Origin of the sequence: Maribacter sp. 4U21 (assembly GCF_002742365.1) — a bacterium.
Taxonomy (GTDB): Bacteria; Bacteroidota; Bacteroidia; order Flavobacteriales; family Flavobacteriaceae; genus Maribacter.
In genome coordinates this window covers 1-417 of record NZ_MDGN01000052.1, presented here as the reverse complement: position 1 = coordinate 417, position 417 = coordinate 1, and the positions used below count along the sequence as shown (strand labels likewise).

The following is a 417-nucleotide window of genomic DNA, read 5'->3' as shown; positions in this document are numbered from 1 at the left end:
AAAATCCGGGATGAGTGTCTCTAGCGTCGTGTCCGGATTCATTCTTCTAATGGCCTTTACGGTTTCAGCCCAAATAATGGATCCCATATCTTTAAGGTCGTCCCGGTCCACAGAGGTGATTACGGCATGTTTTATGCCCATTATTTTAATGGAGCGTCCTACCTTTTCAGGTTCCGCCCAATCCACATCTTCCGGTCTTCCGGTCTTAACACCACAAAAGCCACAAGAACGGGTACATATGTTACCCAATATCATAAATGTAGCTGTGCCCTCACCCCAACACTCGCCCATATTGGGGCAACTTCCAGAAGTGCAGATGGTGTGCAAATCATACTTTTCAACCAACCCCCTTAGTTGGGTATATTTTTTACCTGTAGGAAGTTTTACCCTTAGCCATTTTGGTTTTCCTTTAGGGGG

Annotated in this window: 1 protein-coding gene; it reads right to left on the bottom strand. The window is 45.6% G+C overall.

Annotated features, from left to right (window positions below; translation table 11 throughout):
- On the bottom strand, positions 1–417 hold a 417-nt coding region (locus BFP77_RS10710; RefSeq protein WP_373604828.1), incomplete at both ends, for a radical SAM protein.